The 24135-nt window shown below is 70.5% G+C and carries 16 protein-coding genes and 1 tRNA gene; 9 read left to right on the forward strand and 8 right to left on the reverse strand.

Features of this window, described 5'->3' with window-relative positions; genetic code table 11:
• Positions 1 to 216: 216 nt before the first annotated feature.
• On the reverse strand, positions 217 to 1083 hold the full coding sequence (locus OG883_RS27995) for a hypothetical protein (RefSeq protein WP_266546229.1): 867 nt from the start codon (positions 1081 to 1083) through the stop codon (positions 217 to 219).
• A gap of 93 nt (positions 1084 to 1176) precedes the next feature.
• On the opposite strand from OG883_RS27995, the gene OG883_RS28000 reads away from it, so the two are divergent.
• Positions 1177 to 1785: a TetR/AcrR family transcriptional regulator gene (locus tag OG883_RS28000; protein ID WP_266546232.1), complete on the forward strand. Its 609-nt coding sequence runs from the start codon at positions 1177 to 1179 to the stop codon at positions 1783 to 1785.
• Positions 1786 to 1838: 53 nt separating this feature from the next.
• On the opposite strand, the gene mfd is transcribed toward OG883_RS28000, so the two are convergent.
• From mfd to OG883_RS28015, 3 genes are all read right to left on the reverse strand, one after another.
• Entirely contained in the window at positions 1839 to 5387 is a 3549-nt protein-coding gene (gene mfd, locus OG883_RS28005) for a transcription-repair coupling factor (protein WP_266546235.1), read from the reverse strand.
• A gap of 320 nt (positions 5388 to 5707) precedes the next feature.
• Positions 5708 to 8287, reverse strand: a complete 2580-nt coding sequence (locus tag OG883_RS28010) for an ABC transporter permease (protein ID WP_266546238.1) — start codon at positions 8285 to 8287, stop codon at positions 5708 to 5710.
• The gene (locus OG883_RS28015) at positions 8284 to 9072 is read right to left on the reverse strand and encodes an ABC transporter ATP-binding protein (protein WP_266546241.1); all 789 of its coding nucleotides are present in this window, start codon (positions 9070 to 9072) and stop codon (positions 8284 to 8286) included. The genes OG883_RS28010 and OG883_RS28015 overlap by 4 nt, the downstream gene beginning before the upstream one ends.
• Before the next feature lie 355 nt (positions 9073 to 9427).
• Here OG883_RS28015 and OG883_RS28020 point away from each other — a divergent pair, with 355 nt between their 5' ends.
• The 4 genes from OG883_RS28020 to OG883_RS28035 all read left to right on the forward strand — a co-directional run bounded on the left by OG883_RS28020 (position 9428) and on the right by OG883_RS28035 (position 14621).
• Positions 9428 to 10969 (forward strand): MFS transporter, encoded by a 1542-nt coding sequence (locus OG883_RS28020; RefSeq protein WP_266546244.1) that lies wholly within the window; start codon positions 9428 to 9430, stop codon positions 10967 to 10969.
• 163 nt (positions 10970 to 11132) lie between these two features.
• Complete coding sequence (locus tag OG883_RS28025) at positions 11133 to 11582, forward strand: hypothetical protein (RefSeq protein ID WP_266546246.1); 450 nt, start codon at positions 11133 to 11135, stop codon at positions 11580 to 11582.
• Positions 11583 to 11622: 40 nt separating this feature from the next.
• Positions 11623 to 13920, forward strand: coding sequence for a DUF6571 family protein (locus OG883_RS28030; protein WP_266546249.1), 2298 nt, complete (start codon positions 11623 to 11625; stop codon positions 13918 to 13920).
• Positions 13921 to 13922: 2 nt separating this feature from the next.
• Positions 13923 to 14621, forward strand: coding sequence for a hypothetical protein (locus OG883_RS28035; RefSeq protein ID WP_266546252.1), 699 nt, complete (start codon positions 13923 to 13925; stop codon positions 14619 to 14621).
• A gap of 22 nt (positions 14622 to 14643) precedes the next feature.
• Here OG883_RS28035 and OG883_RS28040 read toward each other — a convergent pair whose 3' ends face one another.
• The 3 genes from OG883_RS28040 to OG883_RS28050 form a co-directional block, all read right to left on the reverse strand.
• Positions 14644 to 15534 carry a cellulose-binding protein gene (locus OG883_RS28040; protein WP_266546254.1) on the reverse strand — a complete coding sequence of 297 codons (891 nt, stop codon included), beginning with the start codon at positions 15532 to 15534 and terminating at the stop codon, positions 14644 to 14646.
• Positions 15535 to 15825: 291 nt separating this feature from the next.
• Positions 15826 to 18531, reverse strand: a complete 2706-nt coding sequence (locus tag OG883_RS28045) for an SUKH-4 family immunity protein (RefSeq protein WP_266546256.1) — start codon at positions 18529 to 18531, stop codon at positions 15826 to 15828.
• A 7-nt stretch (positions 18532 to 18538) separates the two neighbouring features.
• The gene (locus tag OG883_RS28050; RefSeq protein ID WP_266546259.1) at positions 18539 to 19522 is read right to left on the reverse strand and encodes an SMI1/KNR4 family protein; all 984 of its coding nucleotides are present in this window, start codon (positions 19520 to 19522) and stop codon (positions 18539 to 18541) included.
• 228 nt (positions 19523 to 19750) lie between these two features.
• Here OG883_RS28050 and OG883_RS28055 point away from each other — a divergent pair, with 228 nt between their 5' ends.
• Positions 19751 to 20266 carry a YwqJ-related putative deaminase gene (locus OG883_RS28055; RefSeq protein ID WP_266546261.1) on the forward strand — a complete coding sequence of 172 codons (516 nt, stop codon included), beginning with the start codon at positions 19751 to 19753 and terminating at the stop codon, positions 20264 to 20266.
• Positions 20267 to 20276: 10 nt separating this feature from the next.
• Entirely contained in the window at positions 20277 to 20768 is a 492-nt protein-coding gene (locus OG883_RS28060) for an SUKH-3 domain-containing protein (protein ID WP_266546263.1), read from the forward strand.
• A gap of 132 nt (positions 20769 to 20900) precedes the next feature.
• On the opposite strand, the gene OG883_RS28065 is transcribed toward OG883_RS28060, so the two are convergent.
• Complete coding sequence (locus OG883_RS28065; RefSeq protein ID WP_266546265.1) at positions 20901 to 22232, reverse strand: sensor histidine kinase; 1332 nt, start codon at positions 22230 to 22232, stop codon at positions 20901 to 20903.
• 152 nt (positions 22233 to 22384) lie between these two features.
• Between OG883_RS28065 and OG883_RS28070 the strand changes: the two genes are divergently transcribed.
• Positions 22385 to 22456: transfer RNA gene (locus OG883_RS28070), tRNA-Gln, on the forward strand.
• A gap of 152 nt (positions 22457 to 22608) precedes the next feature.
• On the forward strand, positions 22609 to 24057 hold the full coding sequence (gene glmU / locus OG883_RS28075) for a bifunctional UDP-N-acetylglucosamine diphosphorylase/glucosamine-1-phosphate N-acetyltransferase GlmU (protein ID WP_266546268.1): 1449 nt from the start codon (positions 22609 to 22611) through the stop codon (positions 24055 to 24057).
• Positions 24058 to 24135: the final 78 nt, after the last annotated feature.

A 24135-nucleotide genomic window follows, 5' to 3' on the forward strand; every position in this document is an offset into this window, starting at 1 on the left:
CATCGCGATGTACTACGGCATGCGGACCCCAAGGGGGGCGCGTAGCGTCGAAGTGGACAGGCCCGAGCAGCGGCTCCCGGCCCGACCGGAGGAACAGAGAAACAGAGGAACTTACGAAGACGCACCGCCCGCGGAGCCGAGCCGGCCGCCGCGGACGGTGTGACCTTTGTTCCCGCACCCCGTGGCCTTCCCGCACTCCCGCCGCCGGGCCGGGCCTCACACCTTGCCGATACCCAGGGTGTTCTGCGCGGGCAGCAGCCCCGAGCCCACCGCCCCGACCCAGAGCGGACCGAGCAGATCGGCGAGGCGCGCGGTGTCGTCGGCACCGAGGGCCGCCCAGGGCGCGGCGGCCAGTTCGTCCGTACGCCGCTCGACCTCTGCCCGCAGCTCCCGTCCGGCCTCGGTGGCCACCCCGTCCGCGCCCAACAGGCCGCGCGCCACGAGCCGTTCGCGTGCCGCGTCCCATTCCGCTTCGCTCCAGCCGCGGCTCGCGAAGGTCTCGACCGGGGCGGCATCGATGCCCGCGAAGGAGACCAGTGCCTCGGCCGGGTCGAGCCCGGCCGTCATGAGCGCGGCGAGATGACCGTCTCCGCGGTGCTCACGCAAGATCGTCGCGGCCTGCCAGAGCACCAGATGCGGGGCATCGGGCCAGGCCGGCTCGGCGTTGGCGGCGGCGAGCGGCCGCCCGGCGGCGCTCGCGGCCCCGGCCGCCCGCCTGGCCAGCGCGGCCGCCTCGGCGGTCTCCGGCGCGTCCACCCGCTCGCCGAAGATCGTCCGGTAGGTCCGGTCGACGGCCCGCAGCCGTGCCGCGAGCACCTCCCCGGGTGTCGCGGTCTGCCAGGCGGCCGGTATGTACTGCCCGACCATCCGCGGGCTGAAGCTGTAGAACGCCGAGGCCACCCGCCCCGCCCCCGCCTCCCCGAGCGGCGCCGCGCGCCACGCGAAGTAACTCGGCCAGCGCTCGTCGGTCCTGTAGCCGAGGGCGGCGGCCTCCTCGAAAGCCTCCGGCGCGTAGTAGAGCACGGCATGCAGGGGCTCCAGCAGATGCCACATCCGACGGACCGTACCCAGTTCCTCCGACATGTCTCCTCCTCCGGCCAGCCTTATCTTGTCACCGACTAGATTCCCCCTTCCCGCTGAACTTGTCAATGCCTAGATTCGGCGTAGCCTGATCCCATGAGCAGTCGCACCTACCACCACGGCGATCTGCGGCGGGCCGTCCTCGCCGCCGCCCTCGACGTCATCCGCACCGAGGGCCCCTCGGCCCTGAGCCTGCGCGACCTGGCACGGCGCGCCGGGGTGTCCCACGCGGCCCCCGCCCACCACTTCAAGGACCGCTGCGGCCTGCTCACCGCAATCGCGGCGGAGGGGTACGACCTCCTGGCGGACACCCTCGCCGACGCCCCCGATCTGCGCGAACGAGGTGTGCACTACGTCCGTTTCGCGGTCGAGCACCCCGCACACTTCCAGGTCATGTTCCAGCCCGAACTGCACCGGCCCGACGACCCGGAGCTGCTGGCGGCCAGGGCCCGCGCGGACGGTGAACTCCGCGCGGGCGTCGCGGACCTGAGCCCGCACGAGGACGCCTCACTGATGGGCATGGCCGCGTGGTCGCTGGCCCACGGCTTCGCGACGCTCCTGCTGAGCCACAACCTGGACCACCCGCTGGGCGACGGCGCCCCCGAGGAGGCCTTCCGCGCCCTGACCGGCCTGACGTTCACCCCCGCCCCGGGCCCCACCGCCGGCCCGCGACCCGCCGCCGCCCCGGGCCCCGCCGTCGGCTGACCCGGCGGCCCGGTCAGGGGGCCTTGGCGAGCTTGCGCACCTGGTCCCGCCGGTTACGACCCCAGGATCGTCGTGAGGAACTCGCCCGTCCACGCCAGCAGTTCGCGTCCCACCACCGGCTTTCCGCCGATCTTGCCCGCCGTCGGGCGCGGCACCATGATCTGTCGGGCGGGGGCCTTGATGACCGTACGCGGATGGAGGCGCTTGAGGCGCAGCTCCTGCGACTCCCTCAACTCCACCGGTGCGAAGCGGATGTTGGAGCCCTGGAGCACGATCTCGCCCACCCCGCACGCCCGCGCCAGCATCCGCAGACCCGCCACCAGGAGCAGATTCTCGACGGGCTCGGGGAGCTTGCCGTAGCGGTCGGTGAGTTCCTCGCGGACCGCCTTGATGTCCGCCTCGGTGTTCGCCGAGGCGATCGCGCGGTACGCCTGCAGACGCAGCCGCTCGCCCGGTGCGTAGTCGTGCGGAACATGCGCGTCGACCGGAAGCTCGATCTTGACCTCGAGCGGGGGCTCCTCCTCCGCACCGCCCTCGACCGCGGCGCGGTAGTCCGCGACCGCCTCGCCCACCATGCGGATGTACAGATCGAAGCCGACGCCCGCGATATGCCCGGACTGTTCGCCGCCGAGCAGATTTCCGGCGCCGCGGATCTCCAGGTCCTTCATCGCGACGTACATGCCCGCGCCCATCTCGGTGTGCTGGGCGATCGTCGCGAGTCGCTCGTGGGCGGTCTCGGTGAGCGGCTTCTCCGGCGGGTAGAGGAAGTACGCGTAGCCGCGCTCGCGGCCACGGCCCACGCGGCCGCGCAGCTGGTGAAGCTGTGAGAGACCGAAGTTGTCGCCGCGCTCCACGATCAGGGTGTTGGCGTTGGAGATGTCGATGCCCGATTCGACGATCGTGGTCGAGACGAGGACGTCGAACTTCTTCTCCCAGAAGTCCACCACGACCTGTTCGAGCGCCGACTCGGGCATCTGGCCGTGGGCGGTCGCGATGCGGGCCTCGGGCACGATGTCGCGCAGCCGGGCCGCGGCCCGGTCGATCGACTCCACCCGGTTGTGGATGTAGAAGACCTGGCCCTCGCGCAGCAGTTCACGGCGGATGGCCGCGCCGAGCTGCTTCTCCTCGTACGGGCCCACGAAGGTGAGGACGGGGTGCCGCTCCTCCGGGGGCGTGGTGATCGTCGACATCTCGCGGATGCCGGTGACCGCCATTTCGAGCGTACGGGGGATGGGCGTGGCGGACATGGTCAGTACGTCGACGTTCGCGCGGAGCTTCTTCAGCTGCTCCTTGTGCTCGACGCCGAAGCGCTGCTCCTCGTCGACGACGACCAGTCCCAGGTCCTTGAACGTGGTCTCGGCGGAGAACAGGCGGTGCGTGCCGATCACGATGTCGACCGTGCCCTCCCGCAGCCCCTCCAGCGTCGCCTTCGCCTCCGTGTCGGACTGGAAGCGGGACAACGCCCGTACGTTCACCGGGAATTGGGAGTAGCGCTCGGAGAAGGTGCCGAAGTGCTGCTGGACGAGGAGGGTGGTGGGCACCAGGACCGCGACCTGCTTGCCGTCCTGGACCGCCTTGAACGCCGCGCGTACCGCGATCTCCGTCTTGCCGTAGCCGACGTCACCACAGACCAGACGGTCCATCGGGACCGTCTTCTCCATGTCCTCCTTGACCTCGGCGATCGTGGAGAGCTGGTCGGGCGTCTCGACGTACGGGAACGCGTCCTCCAGCTCCCGCTGCCAGGGTGTGTCCGGGCCGAAGGCGTGGCCGGGGGCGGCCATCCGGGCGCTGTACAGCTTGATCAGGTCCGCGGCGATCTCCTTGACCGCCTTCTTCGCGCGCGCCTTGGTCTTCGTCCAGTCCGCGCCGCCGAGCCGGTGCAGGGTCGGGGCCTCACCGCCGACGTACTTGGTGACCTGCTCCAGCTGGTCGGTGGGGATGTACAGCCGGTCGCCGGGCTGGCCGCGCTTGGCCGGCGCGTACTCGACGAGGAGGTACTCGCGGGTCGCGTTCTGCACGGTGCGCTGCACCATCTCGATGTAGCGGCCCACGCCGTGCTGCTCGTGGACGATGTAGTCGCCCGCCTCCAGCGTGAGGGGGTCGATCGTCTTGCGGCGCCGGGTGGGCATCCGCTGGCCGTCCTTGCCGGCCGCCTTCTGGCCGGAAAGGTCGGTCTCGGTCAGCACCGCGAGCTTGAGGCCCGGGTCGATGAAGCCGTAGTCGATCGAGCCGCAGGCCACATGGACGACGGACGGGGAGATCTCGGCGAGGTCGCCCGTCTTCGCATCAAACGCAGTCAGGCGGGCGGCGATACCTTCGCCGCCCAGCACCTCGACGGTACGGGCCGCGGGGCCGTGCGCCTCGGTGACGTACACCGTGCGCCAGCCGTCCGCCAGCCAGCCCTTGGTGTCGGCGAGCGCGCGGGCGGTGTCGCCGCGGTACACCTCCGGGGCGTGCATACCCAGCTTGACCGTGCCGTCCGACAGCTCTTCGTCGGCGGCGAACGGGGAGACGGACCACCACATCATGCCGAGCTCGCGCGCCCGGTCCCGTACGTCCGCGATCCCCCACAGTGAGGCCGCGCCGACGTCGATCGGGGCCTCGCCGCCGCCCGCGGTCGCCGCCCAGGACGCCTGCAGGAACTCCTGGCTCGTCGCCACCAGGTCGGCGGCCCGCGTGCGCACCCGCTCCGGGTCGCAGACCACGGCCATGCTGCCCGCCGGGAGCACGTCCAGCAGCAGCTCCATGTCGTCGACGAGGACCGGCGCGAGGGACTCCATGCCCTCGACCGCGATCCCCTCGGCGATCTTGCCGAGCAGTTCGCCCAGCTCGGGATGTTGTTCCGCAAGAGCCGCGGCCCGCTCCCGTACGTCGTCGGTCAGCAGCAGCTCGCGGCAGGGCGGCGCCCACACACCGTGCTCCGCGACCTCCAGCGAACGCTGGTCCGCGACCTTGAAGTAGCGGATCTCCTCGATGTCGTCGCCCCAGAACTCCACCCGGAGGGGATGCTCCTCGGTCGGCGGGAACACATCCAGGATGCCGCCGCGGACCGCGAACTCGCCGCGCTTCTCGACCAGTTCGACCCGGGAGTACGCGGCGGCCGCGAGCGCCTCGGTGATCTGCCCCAGGTCGGCGCTCGCGCCGCTCCGCAGAGAGACGGGCTCCAGCTCACCGAGCCCCTTGACCTGCGGCTGGAGCACGGAACGCACGGGTGCGACGACGACCGAAACCGGGCCCGCCGACGGGTCGTCCTGCGACGGGTGGGCGAGCCTGCGCAGCACGGCGAGCCGGCGGCCCACGGTGTCGGAGCGGGGCGAGAGCCGCTCGTGCGGCAGGGTCTCCCACGCGGGGTACTCGGCGATGCCTTCCTCGGGCAGCAGCGAGCGCAGCGCCGCCGCCAGGTCCTCGGCCTCACGCCCGGTCGCGGTGACGGCCAGCACGGGCCGCCCGGACTCGCGGGCCAGAGCGGCCAACGCGAAGGCCCGCGCGGCGGCCGGACCGACCAGGTCGACATGCATGCGGTGGCCGTCGGTGGCAGCCTTCACCGCTTCCGCGAGCGCCGGGTCACGTACGACGGCATCGAGCAGACCGTGCAGGCTCATGAAGGGCTTCCATCCAGGGCGGGGCTGGGGCGGGGGGTGGGGCAACGCGAACCGCCCGACACGTCGAACGGGCCGGGGGTCTCCAGCGTACGCCCGCGCCTTGCCCGGCCGCCTCTCATACGGGCGGGGTCACAGGGGGCGGTGGGGTTCGCGAGGACCCACCGGAATCCGTAGCGGCCCGTACGGGACACATCCGCGCTCTTTTCCGCCCGGGGTGTGGCCTCACAGCTCCCCCGGAGTGTGGCCTCACAGCTCCGGCCCCGGAGTGTTCGCAGGAACACCCAGGGGCCGGAGCCGCCATTTCACGGACGTACCCGTGACTAGTCCGTGGCGATCGCGTTCAGCACGTTCATCCGGCCCGCCCGGAAGGCCGGGACCAGGGCCGCGAACAGGCCCACGAACGCCGAGCCCACGAAGACCGTCGCGATCGTCGGCCACGGGATCTCCAGGACCCCCAGACCCTCCAGTGCCAGGAGCTTCTGGGCCGCCGTACCCCAGCCCATGCCCAGGCCCAGGCCCAGCAGGGCGCCGAAGAGGGCGATGACCACCGACTCGAGGCGGATCATGCGGCGCAGCTGGCGGCGCGAGAGGCCGATCGCCCGCATCAGGCCGATCTCCCGGGTCCGCTCGACCACCGACAGGGCGAGGGTGTTCACCACACCCAGCACCGCGACGATGATCGCGAGCGCCAGGAGCCCGTAGACGATGTTCAGCAGCTGGCCGATCTGGTCCTTCAGATCCTGCTTGAAGTCGGTCTGGTTCTGCACCTTGTACTGCGGGTACTTGGCGACCGACGCCTTGAGTGCGGCGTACGCCTCCTTCTCCTTGCCGTCCTCCGCCATCGCGAACATGATCACGTTCGCGGGCATCCTCTTGGCGGGTACGTACTGCGCCGCGGTCGTGAGGCTGGTGTACATCGCGCCCTTGTCGAGGCTCGTGTCGTCGGACGTGATCGCCGCGACCTTGAGCTCGGCGGTCCTGCCGTGCGTGAAGGCCACCTTGATCTTGTCGCCGAGCTTGACGCCGTGTGCCGTGGCGTACCCGTCACCCACCGACATCGCGTTCTTCCCGTACGCCGCCGAGAGCTCACCCGCGACCGTCTCGCGGCGCAGATCCTGCGCGTACGTCGGGTCGGCGGCTATCAGGGCCTCGGGCTCCGTCTTGCCGTCGGGGGTGGTGAGCCGGGCGGCGACCTCCTTGTACTGGGTGATGTGGGCGATGCCCGGCGCCCGCTCCAGCTTCCGCTGGACCTGCGGCATGATCGGCTGATCCTTGGTGGACTGGATGATGAAGTCCGCCCCGACCGACTTGTCGAGCTGGTCCGTCGCCGAGGCGACCATCGAGGAGCCCACTACCGACAGGCATGCCACCAGGGCGAGGCCGATCATCAGGGCGGCACCCGTCGCTCCGGTGCGGCGCGGGTTGCGCAGCGCGTTGCGCTCGGCCATCCGGCCGACCGGGCCGAACATCCGCAGCACCAGCGCGCTGATCACCCGGACCACGACACCCGCCAGCAGCGGGCCGATGACGACGAAGCCGATGAGCGAGAGGACCACGCCCAGACCGAGGAACATCGAGCCCTCACTCGCCTTGTCCGCCCGGGTGGCGACCAGCAGCGCGGCGGCGCCGCAGCCCGTGAGCAGCAGACCGATCCCGGCCCGGATCCAGCCGGCCTTGGCGTCCGCCGGCGTACCGGCGTCGCGCAGCGCGGCCATCGGGGAGACCTTGCCGGCCCGTCGCGCCGGGACGTACGCGGCGAAGACGGTGACGACGATGCCGAGGACGAGTCCGACCGCCGGGGTCGTCCACTTCAGCGTCAGATCGCTGGTGGACAGGTTCATGCCCATGGAGGACATCAGCTTCATCAGCCCGACGGCCAGGCCCACGCCCGCGGCGACGCCCGCCAGGGAGCCGACGACACCGAGCAGCAGCGCCTCGACCAGCACGGAGCGGTTGACCTGCTTGCGGCTGGAGCCGATCGCCCGCATCAGGCCGATCTCGCGGGTGCGCTGGGCGACCAGCATCGAGAAGGTGTTGACGATCAGGAAGATGCCGACGAGGAGGGCGATCCCGGCGAAGCCGAGCATCGCGTACTTCATCACGTCGAGGAAGGAGCCGACCTCCTCGCGGCCCGCGTCCGCCGCTTCCTTCGCCGTCTGCAGCTTGTACGGGGCGCTGAGCGCCGTGGCGACGTTCTGCTTGAGCTGGTCGTCGCTGACACCCGCCGCGGCGGTGACGGAGATCTGGGTGAACTGACCTTCCTTGCCGAGGAGTTCACGCTGGGCGGTGACGGTGTCGAAGTAGACGATCGTCGCGCCGGGGTTGGTGACCTTGAAGGAGGCTATGCCGGAGATCTTTGCGGTGAAGTCACCGGTGACGGCGATGGTGCGCAGCTCGTCACCGAGCTTCAGGTGGTGCTTGTCGGCGGTGTCGGCATCGACCATGACCTCGGTGGGGCCGCGCGGTGCGTTGCCGGAGGTGATCTCCATCGCCTTGAGGTCGTTCTTCGTCCAGTTGGCGGCGATCGTCGGGGCGCCGCCACTGGAACCCATGTCCTTGTTACCGGAGTTGACGACGGTCACGCTCATGCTGACGACCGCGCCCTCGGCGGACTGCACGCCGTCGGCCTTCGTCACCGTCTCGACGAGCGAGGCGGGCAGCGACTCGGGCTTGCCGGTCCGCGGGTTGTCGTTCTCGTCTCCGTCGCCGGAACCCTTGGGGCTGACCGTGACATCGGAGGCGGTGGCGGCGAAGAGCTTGTCGAAGGTGGTGTTCATCGTGTCGGTGAAGACGAGCGTCCCCGACACGAAGGCCACGGACAGCAGCACCGCCACCGCCGAGAGCGCCATGCGCCCCTTGTGCGCAAGGAAGTTGCGAAGGGAGGTCCTGAGTACGGTCACGACGTCCGTCCCCGCGCGTCGAAGTCCTTCATACGGTCCAATACGGCATCGGCGGTCGGCCGGAACATCTCGTCGACGATCCGGCCGTCGGCGAGGTAGAGGACGCGGTCCGCGTAGGAGGCGGCGACCGGGTCGTGGGTCACCATCACGATGGTCTGGCCCAGTTCGTCGACCGAGCGGCGCAGGAAGCCGAGCACCTCGGCGCCCGCCCGGGAGTCGAGGTTGCCGGTCGGCTCGTCGCCGAAGATGATCTCGGGCCGGGCGGCGAGCGCGCGGGCCACGGCGACGCGCTGCTGCTGGCCGCCGGAGAGCTGTGTGGGCCGGTGCTTGAGCCGGTCGGACAGGCCCACCGTCTCGACGACCCGGTTCAGCCACGGGGCGTCCGGCTTGCGGCCGGCGATGTCCATGGGGAGCGTGATGTTCTCGAGGGCGTTGAGCGTCGGCAGCAGGTTGAAGGCCTGGAAGATGAAGCCGATCCGGTCCCGGCGCAGCTGGGTGAGCTTCTTGTCCTTGAGCTTGGTGATCTCGGTGTCGTCGAGGTAGATCTCGCCGCTCGTCACCGTGTCCAGTCCGGCGAGGCAGTGCATCAGCGTCGACTTGCCCGAGCCGGACGGGCCCATGATCGCGGTGAACTGTCCGCGGGCGATGTCCACGTCGACATGGTCGAGCGCGACGACCCGGGTCTCCCCGGAGCCGTACGCCTTGACGACCTGCCGCCCTCGCGCGGCGACGGCCGTACGCCCTCCGGTGTCCCCAGGCCGGGGAATGCTTACAGCCGTTGTCACGGTAAGTCTCCTATTGTCAGTGAAAGATCGGGTGTTGCCGTGTCCGGTTTGATTCTTGCGGCGGAAGAGGTCCGGGCGCGCTGGTGCGCAGCGCAGTCTTGACCCGGGGGTTTTCCCCACCCCCCAGGTGGTGCCGACCGCTCCTTCGCCCGTAAGACCAAGCTAAGGAACCCACCCCCGGCTCCTCGTCGTCCGCCGGGACGAGCGCGCCCTGGTCAGGAGTAGGGAGGAGCCCTTAGGGGGTCTCCACCTCCGGGTGGACGGGCACCCGGAGAGCCTGCACCCTCCCGCTGCGGGAGGGTCAAGTGAGAAGGTGTCCGTCCCGGGAATAGATGCAGGGGGAAAGGATCTACGGATGGGCGCCGCGGGAAGCACCGGCAGTACGGAGGGCAGATCCGGGTCCGCCTCCTCCGCGGCCGGCGCCCCGCGCGGACGCGATCCGGTCGTCGCGGCGCTGATGCTCGGCATGACACTCGTCGCGCTGGACGGCACCATCGTCTCCACGGCCGTACCACAGATCGTCGGCGACCTCGGCGGCTTCTCGGTCTTCTCGTGGCTCTTCTCCGGCTATCTGCTCGCCGTGACGGTCACCCTGCCGGTGTACGGAAAGCTCTCCGACACCTTCGGCCGCAAGCCGGTCCTGATCGTCGGCATCATCCTCTTCCTCGTCGGCTCGCTGCTGTGTGCCGGCGCCGGGAACATGGCCTCGCTGATCGCCTTCCGGGTGGTGCAGGGCCTGGGGGGCGGGGCGCTGCAGGGCACGGTGCAGACCATCGCCGCCGATCTCTACCCGCTCAGGGAACGCCCCAGGATCCAGGCCAGGCTGTCGACGGTGTGGGCGGTCTCGTCGGTGGCCGGACCCGCGATCGGCGGGCTGCTCGCGGCCTACGCCGGCTGGCGCTGGATCTTCCTGATCAATCTGCCGGTGGGCGGGGTGGCCCTGTGGCTGGTCGTCCGTCACCTGCGCGAACCGTCCCGTACGCGGCCGGCCGTCCGCCCCCGTGTCGACTGGCCCGGTGCCCTGGCCGTCTTCGCCGCGGGCACCCTCCTGCTCACCGCCCTCGTCCGGGGCGGCATCGCCTGGCCCTGGCTCTCCGCCCCCTCGCTCGCCCTGCTGGGCGGGAGCGCGGTGCTGGTCGCGGTCACCGTCGTCATCGAACGGCGGGCGGCGGAGCCGATCATCCCGGGCTGGGTCTGGCGCCGCCGGCCTATCGCCGCGGTGAACCTCGCCCTGGGAGGGCTGGGCCTTCTGATGGTCGCCCCGACGGTCTTCCTGCCCACCTACGCACAGGCGGTCCTCGGCCTCGGGCCGATCGCCGCGGGCTTCGTGCTCTCGGTGATGACCCTGAGCTGGCCGGTGAGCGCGGCCCTGTCCAACCAGGTCTACACGCGCATCGGCTTCCGGCAGACCGCGATCATCGGCATCTCCCTCGCCGGCCTGATCCTTGCCGCCTTCCCCCTCCTCCCCTTCCCGGGCGAGGCGTGGCAGCCGGCGCTCCTCATGCTGCTGCTCGGCGCGGCGCTCGGCCTCTTCCAACTCCCGCTGATCGTCGGCGTCCAGTCGACGGTGGGCTGGTCGGAGCGGGGTACGACGACGGGGTCCGTACTCTTCTGCCGCCAGGTCGGCCAGAGCGTGGGAGCTGCCCTCTTCGGTGCGGTGGCCAACGGCGTCCTTGCGGCCCGCCTGGGCGGCGCGGGCGACCTGGACTCGGTCGCCCACGCGCCGGCCGCCCCGGACTCACTGACGCCGGAGGCGGCGGACCACCTGAGGCGGGCGGTGGATGTGGCGGTCGACTACGTGTTCGTGGGCGCGGCGTGTGCCGCCGGGCTCTCGCTGCTGGTCCTGGTGTTCGTGGCCCCGCGCCGCTTCCCGGTCATCACCGACGAGCTCGAATGAACCCGCGTATACGCGTGGACGCACGATTGTGCGATCTTCGTGAAGTTCTTTCCGGATGCGGCGGCTCCGCTTCCCTTTACCCTCGGCGCCTGTCTACGGTGACGCTGAGTGAAAGTCATGCACATCACAAAAGATCATGACGAGATCATGACGGGGGCAGCCCATGGCGTGGGACGAGTGGGAGCGGGCGAAAGCGGCCGGTGATTCCGGTTCGGCGCAGACGCGGCTCAACCAGCTGCCCGCGGAGGGCGGCGGAGGCGGCGGGAAGGGCGATCTGACCGTCCACGACGACGAGCTGGGCAAGCTGGGCGACTTGGCGCGCTCGCTGCGCGAGCAGCTGTCGACCGACGGCGACCACGCCCGTGTGGCCACCTTCGAGGCCTCCAACGACCTCTTCAACAGCGGTCTGGACATGGGCGCGGGCCTTCTCGAGGTGCACGACGCCTGGAGCACCAAGCTGGCCACCCTCAAGGAAGCCTGCGGTCACATTTCCAACCATCTCGACTATTCGCGCTCCACCCACGCGAAGCAGGAGAAAAAGATCGTTCTGGGAATGCAGGGCGCGGACGGCAAAACGATGTCCATCTCGCGCATCTACGACCAGATCAAGTAACGACGAGGGCAACAGGGAACGGGTAGACGGGTAGCTCGACATGGTGACGTGCCAGGAACTGCAGGATCTCAATCTCGGCAAACTGAACACCGCAGTCACTCAGTGGCAGCAGATGCTCAACAAGCTGGTCACCCTCGCCGACGGGGGTGACGGCGGCATCAACGCCGCCGACCTGGAGCGCAAGGCCAACGCCGCGGACTGGAAGGGCGACAACGCCACCGTCACCAAGGCGTTCACCACGACGACGGCGCGCCAGTTCGACGACGTCGTCACCGAGGCCCGCAGCATCCACAAGATCCTTCAGGAAGCCCACACGAACCTCAAGAAGAACCAGGACGATCTGAAGACCACGATCGACAAGTGGTCCAAGAAGAACGTCTATATCGACGCCAAGGGCGGCGCGATGTACGCCGGACCGCCCCGCGAGGTCGAGGGCGGCCCCAAGGAGCAGCCGAGCCAGGAGGTCGTCGACACGGCCGCGGCCGAGGTCGGCAGGATCCTGGACGCGGCGAACGAGACCGACCGGATCGCCGCGCGAGCGCTGCGCAAGCATGCCCAGAGCACGTACGACTTCGACGAGAAGGGCTACACCGGCCTCAAGGACGCCGACGCGCAGCAGGGCATCGAGGACGCCGACGCGATGGTCAAGCTCGCCGGCAAGGGCGACGGGCTGACCGACACCGAGCTGAAGCACTTCAACGAGATCGCCAAGTACCACCGCGACAACCCCGCCTTCGCCGAGCGGTTCGCGACCAAGCTGGGCCCCGAGGGCACGCTCGAGTTCTGGCGCAGCCTCGCCGACCCGGGCCGGGGACGCACGCCGGACCCCGACGGCGATCGCGCGAAGCTCCTCGCCAAGGTGCAGGACAACCTGGGCATCACCCTCGCCAACGCCACACAGTCCCACACTCGTGACATGCAGGAGTGGAAGGACCGGATGATCGAACTGGGCGACGACCCGGTCAAGTCCCGGAGCGGCATCCCCAGCGCCCCGTACGGCTTCCAGGTTCTCGGCCCCCTGATGACCGAAGGCAAGTGGGACACGGCCTTCCTCAACAAGTACGGCGAGAAGCTGCTCGACTTCGAGCGCACGTCCGACGACCCGGTGCTGGGCGGCCCGGAACAGCTCTGGGAGAACCGCTTCAACCCGGCTCAGCTCTCCTACCCGCCCGGCGAGACCAAGCCGGACAGCGACCCGGTCGCCAACCTGATGGAGGCGCTCGGCCACAACCCGGAAGCCTCGCTGCAGTTCTTCAACGGCTCGTCCGGCAAGGGCGGCAAGGACGATCTGCCCGAGATGACCAACTGGGACTACCTGGTCAACAAGGACGGCGACGGCGCCCGCGCATGGCCGGCCGACGAGGACGGCAAGTCGACGGGGTACAAGTACCTCGGTCACGCACTGGAGTCGGGAACGCTCGGGTACGCGTACGACGACAAGTCCCCGTCCATCCCGCCGATGAACACCGAGGGGGAGAAGGCGGCACGGGACGAGCGCACCCTGCTCATGGACCGGGTCGTGGACCACTACAAGAGCGCCGACGTGATCGACAAGCAGGACGGGATCCGCGACAGCCTGGCGAACATGGCGGCGGGCCATATCGACAGCCTCAACTACTCCATGGGCGACTGGGGAGGCACGGGAGAGGCTTCGGGCAGGGACGGCATGTACGGCGCTGAGACGAGTCGCCTCCATGACTTCGGAGAAACGAGCAGCACGGGCTTCCTGCGCGCCCTGGCCTCCGACAAGGATTCGTACGAGACCGTTTCCACCGCCCAGCAGGTGTACGGCGCCAGTTCGATGGCCGCACAGGGCGACAACCGCGACGACGCGATGAACGCGGGTCTGAAGAGCGTCAGGATGCACGGGCTTCTGGATGAGGCCCGCGCCGAGGCCATCGGCAAAGAGTTCGCCGATGACAAGTCACAGAAGAATCTGGAACTCGAAAAGCAGGGTGAGTGGCGGAAGTTCGCCGCCGAGGCCGCGATAGGCGTCGGCGTCGGGGTAGCGACCGCCATGGTCGTCCCCACCGGTGGGGCAGCGCTGATCGCCGTCCCGATTGCCATCGAGACGATCGGGGGCGCCGCCAACACCCAGGTCTCCGTGAACACGCTGCAGTGGCTCAAGGACCATGAGTTCGAAAACCACGACGACGCCGTCGAGGGCATCGCAAAGGCCAAGTACGACGGAACCCGAAACGCGATGACACCCCTCCTGAACTACGCAGAGGAACACGGGATAAAGGGCAAGGAATTCGAACCTTGGGCCGGCAAGGCTGAGAGCAACTACAACAACGGCGGCAAAATGGGCGACACCGATGACGCCCGGGGATGGTGACCATGAAAAGGCATCTCACGCTGGCCGCCGCGACTGTCCTCCTCCTGGGCGCCGGCGCCTGCACCGCCGACAAGGACAAGGAAAAGGAAAGCCAGGCAGCCCCCGACGACTCCACCTGCAACGAGCTCCTGGGCGACGCCGGACTGAAATGGCTCGAGGACCGCACGGGAGGCAAGGCGCGCCTGAAGGTCGAGGACGACCTGAAGAGTGCGCGTTCACAGTTCTACCGGCAGGTGGAGAACTGGGGTCCGGAGGACACCGGAGTCCCCACATTCCAGAGGGCCACTGTCTGCTTGGCGCGGACGGACGTCACGGACATGCGAAAGCAGCTCGAAATCCGCTACGGGCCCTCCTACTCCTCCTTCGATACCGCTTTCGGTGAACCTTCCACCACCGGCGAGAAGGCGATCGAGACGGTGGTCAACTCGGACGTCAAGCTCGTCCATGGGAAGGAAACCAGAGGGATGTTCAAAGGGAGGGTCCACTACCGCGTGTACGTGAAGTGCAAGATCCCCGGCACGCCCGCGAGGCAGGAGAACGAGATCCCGATCGAAGGGGAGCTGGCCGACACGCTCACCGGCGACACCGGCGCCCGGGTCCATCTCACCCGTCTGCTGCACTCCGCCAAGGTGGTCGCGGACAGCTTCGACTGCGAGAACAAGCCGGTCGTCCCGGCACAGCCGCCCGCTTCGGTGAAGTAGCCGCCGCCCCGGCGGAGGGCCCTCAGCCCTCCGCCGCCGCGCGGCCCGTCAGCGTCGCCAGGCTGTTGCGGATGTGCTCCATGTGCGCCTGCATCTCGTCGCGGGAGGCCTCGTGCTCCCGCAGCAGCCGTTCCGTCTCACGCTCCGTCCGCTCCTCGAGCACCCGGGTCTCGGCGATCAGTTCCGCGCCGCGCGCCTCCGCCTCCTCCTGGGCATGGCGGGCCTTCTCCGCCGACTCGGCGAAGCTGCGCTTGGCCTCCGCGAGGGCGGCCTCGGCATGCGCGATGAGTTCTGCGCGGCGTGCGTCCGACTCGGCCTCGCGGGAAGCCAGTTCACTGCCCACCGCCTCCCACTGCTCGGCCTGCTCGTTCCCCAGGTCGGCCAGCAGGCCCTCGGTGCGCCGGCGCATCTCCTTCAGCGCGGCCAGGGACTGTGTGCGCTGCTCCTTCACCTCGCGGCGTGCTTCGATACGCGACTCGTCGGCCGTTGCCTGCGCCGCGAGAAGGATCTGCTGGGCGCGCGCCTCGGCGTCCGCCCTGATCTCGTCGGCGTATGCGCGGGCGTCGTCGCGGACCTGCCGAGCCGCCGTCCCGGCCGTGTCGCGGAAGGACTGCGCCTCGTCCTGCGCGGCGGCCAGCAGCGCCTCGGCCTCCGCGATCGTCAGCGCCAGGACGTTCTGGGCGCGCTGGCCCAGGGTTTCGTACGTCTGCGGGGCGAGCGCCGAGACGACCTCGTGCAGCGAGGCAGCCTCCGCCTCCATCTCCCTGGCGAGGACGGTAAGACGCGCGGCACGTTCCCAGGCGTCGTCGCGGTCCTGGGACAGGGCGGTGACGTACGCGTCGGTCTCCTCCACGCGGTAGCCACGGCCACGTACGGCGGTGAAGCCGTGGGGTGACACCGATGCAGCACTCATCCTTCAAGCCCCTCTCCGACACAGAACGCGACTTCGCGCACATCCTGCTGGATCAAAGCGAAGCGGTCATACCGCGACACTCCACCCATCTCTTTCGATCAAGGATGCGTCATGCGGCGTCAGAAGCGGCGCAAGAGCGGGAAGGGATCGAGAAAGGATCGACAAAGGGCCGGGGCGCCCGACCTGTCGTGCAGGTCGGACGCCCCGGTCATCCCTATGTCAGGACATCAGCGCTTCCGTACGTCGGTGCTTCAGTACAGCAGCACGTCAGTGCGTCAGTGGTTCAGTACGTCAGAGCAGTCCGTCCCACATCTGCTCCAGCAACACCGACCACCAGCTCTCCGGCGACGCCAGCGCCGCCGGGTCCAGCGCCGCGAGCTGCGCCTGGAAGTCGACCGTCCAGCGGCCGGCCTGCTCCGGGTTGAGGTTGAAGCGCAGCCGCCACATCCGGCCGAGCAGGGCCAGGCAGCGGACGAACTCCGGCAGCCCGCTGTTCACGAACTGCGGCGCCACCGGCTGACCACCCGGGCCCGACTCCACCGGCACCGCCACTATGTGCGCCGTGCCGTACTGGACGCAGATGGCCCGGCCGAAGTCGCTGCCGACCACCAGGTACGAGCCCGCGTCCGACGCCGGCTGCACCTGCCGCTGCGCCGCGAGTTCGGCCAGCGTCGGGACGACCGGCTGGGCCGGCTGGGCCCAGAAGAACGGGTTGAAGTCGCCCGGCAGACCCGCCCAGACCAGGGTGGCCGCCACGATCTCCGGCACACCCTGACGCGAGACGGCCCGCTGGTCGAACCGGCAGATGCCCTGCGGGCCGAAGGCGCCCACCAGTTCCTGCGCGATCGCCTCCGGGGAGATCGGCGGGGCCGGCGGTACCTGCGGCAGCGGGGCCCGTACCGGCGCGGGACGCGCCGGACCGTCCGCGACCTGGTGCAACTCACCCTGGTGCGCGAGCAGTTGCTGCATGCCCTGCTGGCGGGAGGCATGGTCCCTGCCGTACGGCGCGATCGAGGTGATACGCGCCTGCGGCCAGGTCTCCCGGATCATCCGCGCGCAGTACGCACCGGGCAGCTCGCACGACTCCAGCTCCGTGTGGAGCTCGAGCACCTGCTGCGGCGGCACGTTCATGGCGCGCAGTTCATGCAGGATCTGCCACTCCGGGTGCGGAGTACCGGGCGCCGAACGGCGGATCAGCTGGGCCTCGGAACCGTCCGGCGCGCGGTAGCGCAGGACGGCCTGATAGCCGGGGCCGACGGTCGGCATGCCGATCGGCTGCTGCGGATAGCCGTACGCGGGCGGCGGGCCACCCTGCGGCGGGTGCGGCGCATGCGGTACGGGCCCGGGAGGGCCGGGCGGCTGCGGCGCGCCGGGGCCCATCTGGGCAGGACCGGCCAGCATCGTCGCCGCGTGATGCACGCCACCACCGGGCGGACCGGGCGGCGTCGGCGCACCGGGCGGACCGGGCGGCTGCGGAGCCCCAGGCGGACCGGGGGGCTGCGGCGCGCCGGGGCCCATCTGGGCAGGACCGGCCAGCATCGTCGCGGCGTGATGCACGCCACCACCGGGCGGACCGGGCGGCGTCGGCGCACCGGGCGGCTGTGGAGCCCCGGGCGGACCGGGGGGCGCACCGGGAGGGCCGGGCGGCTGCGGCGCACCCGGACCCATCTGGGCAGGACCGGCCAGCATCGTCGCGGCATGGTGCACGCCACCACCGGGCGGACCGGGCGGCGTCGGCGCACCGGGCGGACCGGGCGGCTGCGGGCCCTCCGGGCCGAGATGGGGGACGAGCTGTGTCGGCAGGTAACCGCCCGCCGGAGCGCTGGGGGTCCCCCCGACGAAGGCAGGGGGAGCACCCGGACCCGACGGCGGCGGTGGCGTCGCACCCGGCCGCGCACCCGGAGTACCGGGGGCGCCGGGCGGCGGCGGAGTTGTCGGACCGCTGCCGCGCGAAGCACGCGGCGGCAGGACCGCCTTGCTCGTCGCCGCGTCCGCGATGTCACCGGCCGCCGTACCCGGGCCGGCAGGCGCGGAGGGCGGCGCCGACTGCGGCTGGGGCTGTGGCTGCTGAGGCTGCGACTGCGGGTCGAGCGCCGGCGCGACCGTCGTCCGCGGCAGCCCGCTGCCGCCCGACATCAGCGCGGTCGGCGCCTCCGCGCCCACGACCGGCGGCGGAGTGTCGTCGTCGGCCCCGGAGATCGGCGGCGCGAACACCGTGGCGGGCAGCGGTACGGACGCGTCGTCCGACCCGGCGGCACTGGTGTCCGTCCACGGAGTGACCCCACCCGATGTGGCGGGCACGCCCTCGGCGGCCGTCGGCTCGTAGTCGCCGCTGCCCCCGGCGGCGGGCCAAACGGACCCGCCCTGCGAGGCGTTGCCACCGGAGGACGCCCCGGCCTCGGGCCACGCCGGCCCGGGCGCGGAGGGACTCCCGCCCGCCTGCGAGGCGTTGCTGCCCGTGGAGGCAGTGGCCTGCAGCGCGTTACCACCGGAAGAGGAAGCGGAGGCGCCGGACGCGGCGGCCGGGGTCGACCAGTCGGCCCCCGAGGACGGCGCCCCGGCACCCGCGCCCGGAGCCGGAGCCGGAGCCGGAGGCGCAGGCGCAGTCCCCGACCGCCGGTCCGGGATGCCGATCTTGTCGGCCGCCTCCTGGAGCCACTCCGGCGGGCTCAACAGGAACGACGTCTGATTCAGGTCGATGCGCTGCGGCGGCTCCGGCGCATGCGCGGGCTCGTCCTGTATCCCGTACTCCTCCTCGTACCGGCGGATCACCTCACCCACCGGCAGTCCGGGCCACAGCGTCGCCTCACCGCTGTCCCGGGCGATCACCAGCCGCTGCTGCCCGCCGTCCGAACGCGCACCGCCCTCGCGGTCCTCCGCCCACACCACAAAGCCCAGCTCGAACTCCCGTACCCGCACCTCACGGTGCTGGTACGCGGGCACATCGCCGTTGACCCACTCTTCCGCGCGCTCCTGCGCCTGCGCGAAGGTCACCATCGGACCGTCACCCCTCGTCCGAAATCGGTACGGCACGCGCGAAGCCGCCGTCCACCATCAGGTTCGCCACGGTCTCCAGCTCCGGCGGATTGCCCGCGAGGCGCTGCAGAAAACCGTCGAAGTCCTCGCCGCACGGCAGCAGCAGTCGCTCCACGCGCTCCTGCACGCTCCACCCGTCCTGATCCCGCGCATCGTCGTACGCGCAGAACCACACCGAGCCGATGCCGGACCCCCTGACCTTCACCGCCAGAATCCCGCCCTGGACGAAGCCGACGGCCAGGTAGTCCTTGGTCAGATGGTCCCGCAAGCACTTGTTGACGTACACCAGGTCGTTGACCGCGGCCTCGTCCCGCACCGTGAAGAAGGGCTGGTCGACCAGGAGCCCGAGCTCGGCGTCGAGCGCCGCCCCGACCGGGGCGCAGCCGCCCGCCGCCTTCAGGAAGGAGCGGTAGGCACCGGGAAGGCGGTAGCCGAGATCCTCCTCCACTCCCAGCAGCTGGGTCTCGCTCACCGACACCACACCCTTCGGCAGACCGAAGTGAGCGGGCCGGGTCTCCTGCAGCGGGCGCGTGCCGCGCTTGCTCTGGTCCACCGGAGTCGTCGACAGGCCACCGTGGTGCCGCAGCAGTGCCTTCACCTCGACAGGAACCAGTTGCAGCCGACGCGTACCGCGCACGTGGTGCCAGGTCCAGCCGTGCGGCGTCGCGACTGCGGGGATCGTGTCCCACAGTTCATGGCCGTCGGCGGCGAGCGCCGCGTTCGCCGACACATAGTCGGTGAGCCGCAGCTCGTCGACGCCGAAGCCCTCGGGGGGTTCGGCGATCTCCGCGGCGGCACGCGCGTACGGCGAGAAGTCCGGGTAGCCGTTTTCGTCCACGCGCACACCTCTGGGGTGGCGGGAGGCCCGGACCGGGTCCGGGAAGTTCACGACCTGCCCGGCATAAGCCGCATTCGGTGGCGCGGCTTGCTGCCCGAGCCGACCTGTCGTCATGGCGGTTGCCCCCTGCTGCGTCTGGCTGGTTCAGCACAGCCTATGCGGTGCGGCAATAGGGGGAAGCTGCCCTCCGCTTTCGTAACGAACAGTCACACTCGAGTGACCTCTTAGTGATCCACTCACGACACGCGACACGTTTCAGTGCCCCCGCTTCCACACCACCCGTCCCATTTGGCAGGCTGTCCCCGCAACTCGGGGGAGTGCACGGGAGGGGACGACAGCACCATGCACACAGCGCAACCAAGCACGTCAGATATGTCAGGTGATCCACGCCTCAGTTGGAGCAGCACCGAGGCCGGCCGCGCGCCCGCGCTCAACCACCGCCGCGACGGCATCCTGCCCACCGTCGCGGCGGCACTCTCCGTACGCGGCGAGACCCTCACGTGCACCGCGGGGAGGGCGGACCAGCCGCCCGTACTCCACCCACTCGTACAGGATTTCCTCGACACCCTCACCAGCGGCCAGCGCGAGCGCTTCACCGGCCGCTGCCCCGAGGCGATCCTGCTCTCGCGTCACCTCACCGCCGCGGAGATGCTTCGCTCCAAACGGGCCCAGCGAAAACCGCTGGCCCAGAGCGAGGCGCGGCGCGCGCTCAAACAGGCGAAACTGACCGCACGCCGCATCCGGGAGGACGGCGACCCGCTGCACGGCAGCTACGCACCACCCTGCCGTTCCTGTACGGCGATGCTCGACCACTTCGGGGTACGCCCCGTCGACCCGACCGCACCCGAGAACGGCTGAACCCGCACCGATGCCCGACCACCTCAGCACCACCCGGTTCCCGGTCGCGGTCGACGCTGCCCTGCGTGACGCGGGCTGGCAGCCCGGCCGCTGGGACATCAAGCTGGCCGAGCACTGGGCCGACACCCTGCGCGGGCACGTGTCGCCCGCGGGCCACCGGCACACGGTCTCCCCGGCGGCGGTCGAGGCGTGGGCGGAGTTCGGCGGCCTGCGCATCACGGCTCCCGGCCCGGGCCGCCAGACGGCCCCCACACCGGTGCACTTCGACCCGCTCGCCGGGCTCCATCTCGCGCGCACGCTGGCGGACCTCGGGCGGGCGCTGGACACCGAGATCTCCCCGCTCGGGGAGGAGGGCGACAGCCAGGCCGTTCTCGCCATCGACACGGAAGGGCGGGTCTACAGCCTCGACCACACGGGCGACTGGTATCTCGGCCCGGACATCGACCAGGCACTGGCCACGCTGATCACGGGCATCCAGCCGCAGCGCCTGACCTCGGCCTGAGCTCGGACCGGACCTCGGGCTGAGCCTGAGCACGGCATGACCTCGGGCTGAGCCTGAGCTCGCCGTGACCTCAGCCTGAGCGGCAGCGTCCGCTCGCCGCGCCGGACCGACCCACGCGGCGAGCGGGCCCGCTCATGTCTGCTCGGCGTACCCGTCCCGGTCCGGCAGGACCGCCGAGACCCGGAACCCGCCCGCGTCCGTCGGCCCCGACACGAACACACCGCCCAGCGCCATCACACGCTCGCGCATCCCCACCAGGCCGTTGCCGCCGCTGGGCAGGTCCGCGCCCGCCGCGTCACCGCTCGCGTCCGGGGCGCCGTTCTCCACCTGCATCGCGACCTCCGCGTCCCGGCGCGCGAGCCGCACCATCACCTTCGCGCCCACCGCATGCTTGTGGACGTTCGTCAGCGCCTCCTGCACGACCCGGTACGCGGTCTGCTCGACCTCCCGCGCGTACTCCCGCCCCTCGCCCTGCACCGCGAGCTCGACGACCATCCCCGCCTGCCGGGACTGCCCGACGAGCCCCTCGATGTCCGCGAGAGACGGCCCGTCCTCGTCACCGGCTGCTGCCGCGGCCGCGGCAGCAGCGACGGCCACCGCAGCCAGCGGCACCGGAGCCGCGGCGCGCCGGTCGTTCTCCCCGGTCCGCAGCACCCCGAGCATCTCCCGCAGCTCGGTCAGCGCCTGCCGGCCCATGTCCCCGACCAGCGCCGCGTTCTTCACGGCCTTCTGGGGGTCCTTCAGCGCCACCGCCTGCAGGGCCGCGGCATGCACCACCATCAGGCTCACCCGGTGCGCCACGACGTCGTGCATCTCCCTGGCGATCCGGGTCCGCTCCTCCGTACGCGCCCACTGCGCCTGCTGTTCCGCCCGGTCGGCCAGCAGCGACAACTCCTGCTCCAGGCTGTCCGCACGCTCCCGAAGGCTCTCCATCAGCCGCCGCCTCGCCCCTATATACAGGCCGAACAGCACGGGCGGCGCGACCACGGCGAGCGACATGAAACCGGCCATCGTCGGTACGTACCAGGCGCCGGGATCGAAATCCGCGGAGGCGACCTCCTGGCGCACCCGTACGAAGGCCACGATCAGCGTCGCGGCCAGCGACACCCCCGTCAGCGTCGCGGTGATCCGGCGCGGCACATCGGAGGCGGCGAGCGTATAGAGCCCGACGACGCCCAGCAGATAGCCCATCTCGGCGGGCGTGGTCGCGATCGACACCAGCACCACGGCGATCGGCCATCGCCGCCGCAGCACCAGCACCGACCCGACGAGCAGCCCGAACACCACCCCGAACGGCACCGGAAGCGCCGCCTGGTCCGCGAACCCCACACCCTCCAGTGCGCATTCCAGGGCCGAGACGAGCCCGAGCCCCACATCCAATGCGACACTGCGCCGCCGTCCCCACCACAGCCAGCTTCGGGCGGTCGTGCCCGTGCCGTCCTGGTGCGCCCCCGTTGTGGTCATGTCTTCCAGCCTACGGGCGGGTGCGACTCATTTTCCTGGGAGAGCGGACAGCCCGCGGCTAAGTCCCGTCGCATCGAGGGCGGGTGGTACGGCATAGTGTGGGGAGCCCAGTCGGCAGCCAGATGGAATATCTGGATTGGGCGGCTTAGCTATCCCCTGTGGTGTAATCGGCAGCACAGTGGCTTTTGGTGCCATTAGTCCGGGTTCGAGTCCTGGCGGGGGAGCTGCACACTTCGGGTTCTGATCGGGTCCTGACCACACAGGTCAGGACCCGCCCTCGTTTCACGGCACGGTGGTCCGGGGGCACCCCCCAGTTCAGGACAGGTGTCCCCGGTATCCTTCGAATGTCCACCACCCGAAGCCGAAGGGCATTCCCGTGAGCGCCAATCGCCCGGCAGCCGTCGTCGTCCTCGCAGCGGGTGAGGGCACCCGCATGAAGTCGAAGACCCCCAAGGTCCTGCACGAAATCAGCGGGCGCTCGCTCGTCGGTCACGTCGTCTCCGCCGCCCGCGAGCTGAACCCCGAGCACCTCGTCGTGGTCGTCGGCCATGCGAGTGAGCAGGTCAAGGGGCACCTCGCCGAGCTGTACGCGGGGACCCGCACCGCCTACCAGGCCGAGCAGAAGGGCACGGGGCACGCCGTCCGGATGGGGCTCGAGGAGCTCGGGCAGGGGCTCGACGGCCCCGTGGTCGTCGTGTGCGGCGACACCCCCCTCCTCTCCGGCGAGACACTGACCGCGCTCACCGCGACGCACGCCGCCGACGGCAACGCCGTGACCGTGCTGACCGCCGAGGTGCCCGACTCCACCGGTTACGGGCGGATCGTGCGGGACAGCGCCACCGGCGCCGTCACCGCGATCGTCGAGCACAAGGACGCCACCGAGGAGCAGCGCGCGATCCGCGAGATCAACTCCGGTGTGTTCGCCTTCGACGGGCAGCTGCTCGCCGACGCGCTGGGCAAGGTGCGTACGGACAACAGCCAGGGCGAGGAGTACCTCACCGACGTCCTCGGCATCCTGCGCGAGGCCGGGCACCGGGTCGGGGCGTCCGTCGCCGCCGACCACCGGGAGATCCTCGGCATCAACAACCGCGTGCAGCTGGCCGAGGCGCGCAAGCTGCTCAACGAGCGCCTCCTCGAGCGGGCGATGATGGCCGGCGTCACGGTCGTCGACCCCGCCTCGGTGCTGCTCGATGTGACCGTGACGTACGAGCAGGACGCGATCGTGCACCCCGGTACGCAGCTGCTGGGCGCCTCGCATGTCGCGGAGGGCGCCGAGGTCGGCCCCAACTCCCGCCTCACGGACACCGTGGTGCTCGCGGGCGCCCGCGTGAACAACACCGTCGCGGACAGTGCCGTGATCGGCGAGGGGGCGACGGTCGGCCCGTTCACCTATCTGCGGCCGGGTACGAAGCTGGGCGCCAAGGCCAAGGCCGGCGCGTACGTGGAGATGAAGAACGCCACCATCGGCGAGGGCACGAAGGTGCCCCACCTCTCCTACGTCGGTGACGCGACGATCGGCGAGTACACGAACATCGGCGCCGCGAGCGTGTTCGTGAACTACGACGGCGAGGCCAAGCACCACACGACGATCGGGTCGCACTGCCGGACCGGCTCGGACAACATGTTTGTGGCGCCTGTCACGGTCGGGGACGGCGCTTACACCGCCGCGGGTTCGGTCATCACCAAGGATGTCCCGGCCGGCTCGCTGGCCGTCGCCCGCGGCCAGCAGCGGAATATCGAGGGCTGGGTGGCTCGCAAGCGCCCCGGAAGCGCTGCCGCACAGGCAGCTCAAGCGGCAACGGAACAGGTCGCCGAGGGGAACTGACCGGAAACAGGTGCGCCTAACTCGGCGTACCGTGATACGTGCACACAAAATTCGGCTGGCTCGCGTTCTGTAGGCCCG

It is taken from the genome of Streptomyces sp. NBC_01142 (assembly GCF_026341125.1).
In the GTDB taxonomy this organism is placed as follows: domain Bacteria; phylum Actinomycetota; class Actinomycetes; order Streptomycetales; family Streptomycetaceae; genus Streptomyces.

Excerpts from the sequence above, each read along its gene's own strand:
- OG883_RS27995 (WP_266546229.1), bottom strand. The coding sequence starts at position 1,083 with ATGTCGGAGGAACTGGGTACGGTCCGTCGGATGTGGCATCTGCTGGAG.
- OG883_RS28000 (WP_266546232.1), top strand. The coding sequence starts at position 1,177 with ATGAGCAGTCGCACCTACCACCACGGCGATCTGCGGCGGGCCGTCCTC.
- mfd (WP_266546235.1), bottom strand. The coding sequence starts at position 5,387 with ATGAGCCTGCACGGTCTGCTCGATGCCGTCGTACGTGACCCGGCGCTC.
- OG883_RS28020 (WP_266546244.1), top strand. The coding sequence starts at position 9,428 with ATGGGCGCCGCGGGAAGCACCGGCAGTACGGAGGGCAGATCCGGGTCC.
- OG883_RS28025 (WP_266546246.1), top strand. The coding sequence starts at position 11,133 with ATGGCGTGGGACGAGTGGGAGCGGGCGAAAGCGGCCGGTGATTCCGGT.
- OG883_RS28030 (WP_266546249.1), top strand. The coding sequence starts at position 11,623 with ATGGTGACGTGCCAGGAACTGCAGGATCTCAATCTCGGCAAACTGAAC.
- OG883_RS28035 (WP_266546252.1), top strand. The coding sequence starts at position 13,923 with ATGAAAAGGCATCTCACGCTGGCCGCCGCGACTGTCCTCCTCCTGGGC.
- OG883_RS28040 (WP_266546254.1), bottom strand. The coding sequence starts at position 15,534 with ATGAGTGCTGCATCGGTGTCACCCCACGGCTTCACCGCCGTACGTGGC.
- OG883_RS28045 (WP_266546256.1), bottom strand. The coding sequence starts at position 18,531 with ATGGTGACCTTCGCGCAGGCGCAGGAGCGCGCGGAAGAGTGGGTCAAC.
- OG883_RS28050 (WP_266546259.1), bottom strand. The coding sequence starts at position 19,522 with ATGACGACAGGTCGGCTCGGGCAGCAAGCCGCGCCACCGAATGCGGCT.
- OG883_RS28055 (WP_266546261.1), top strand. The coding sequence starts at position 19,751 with ATGCACACAGCGCAACCAAGCACGTCAGATATGTCAGGTGATCCACGC.
- OG883_RS28060 (WP_266546263.1), top strand. The coding sequence starts at position 20,277 with ATGCCCGACCACCTCAGCACCACCCGGTTCCCGGTCGCGGTCGACGCT.
- OG883_RS28065 (WP_266546265.1), bottom strand. The coding sequence starts at position 22,232 with ATGACCACAACGGGGGCGCACCAGGACGGCACGGGCACGACCGCCCGA.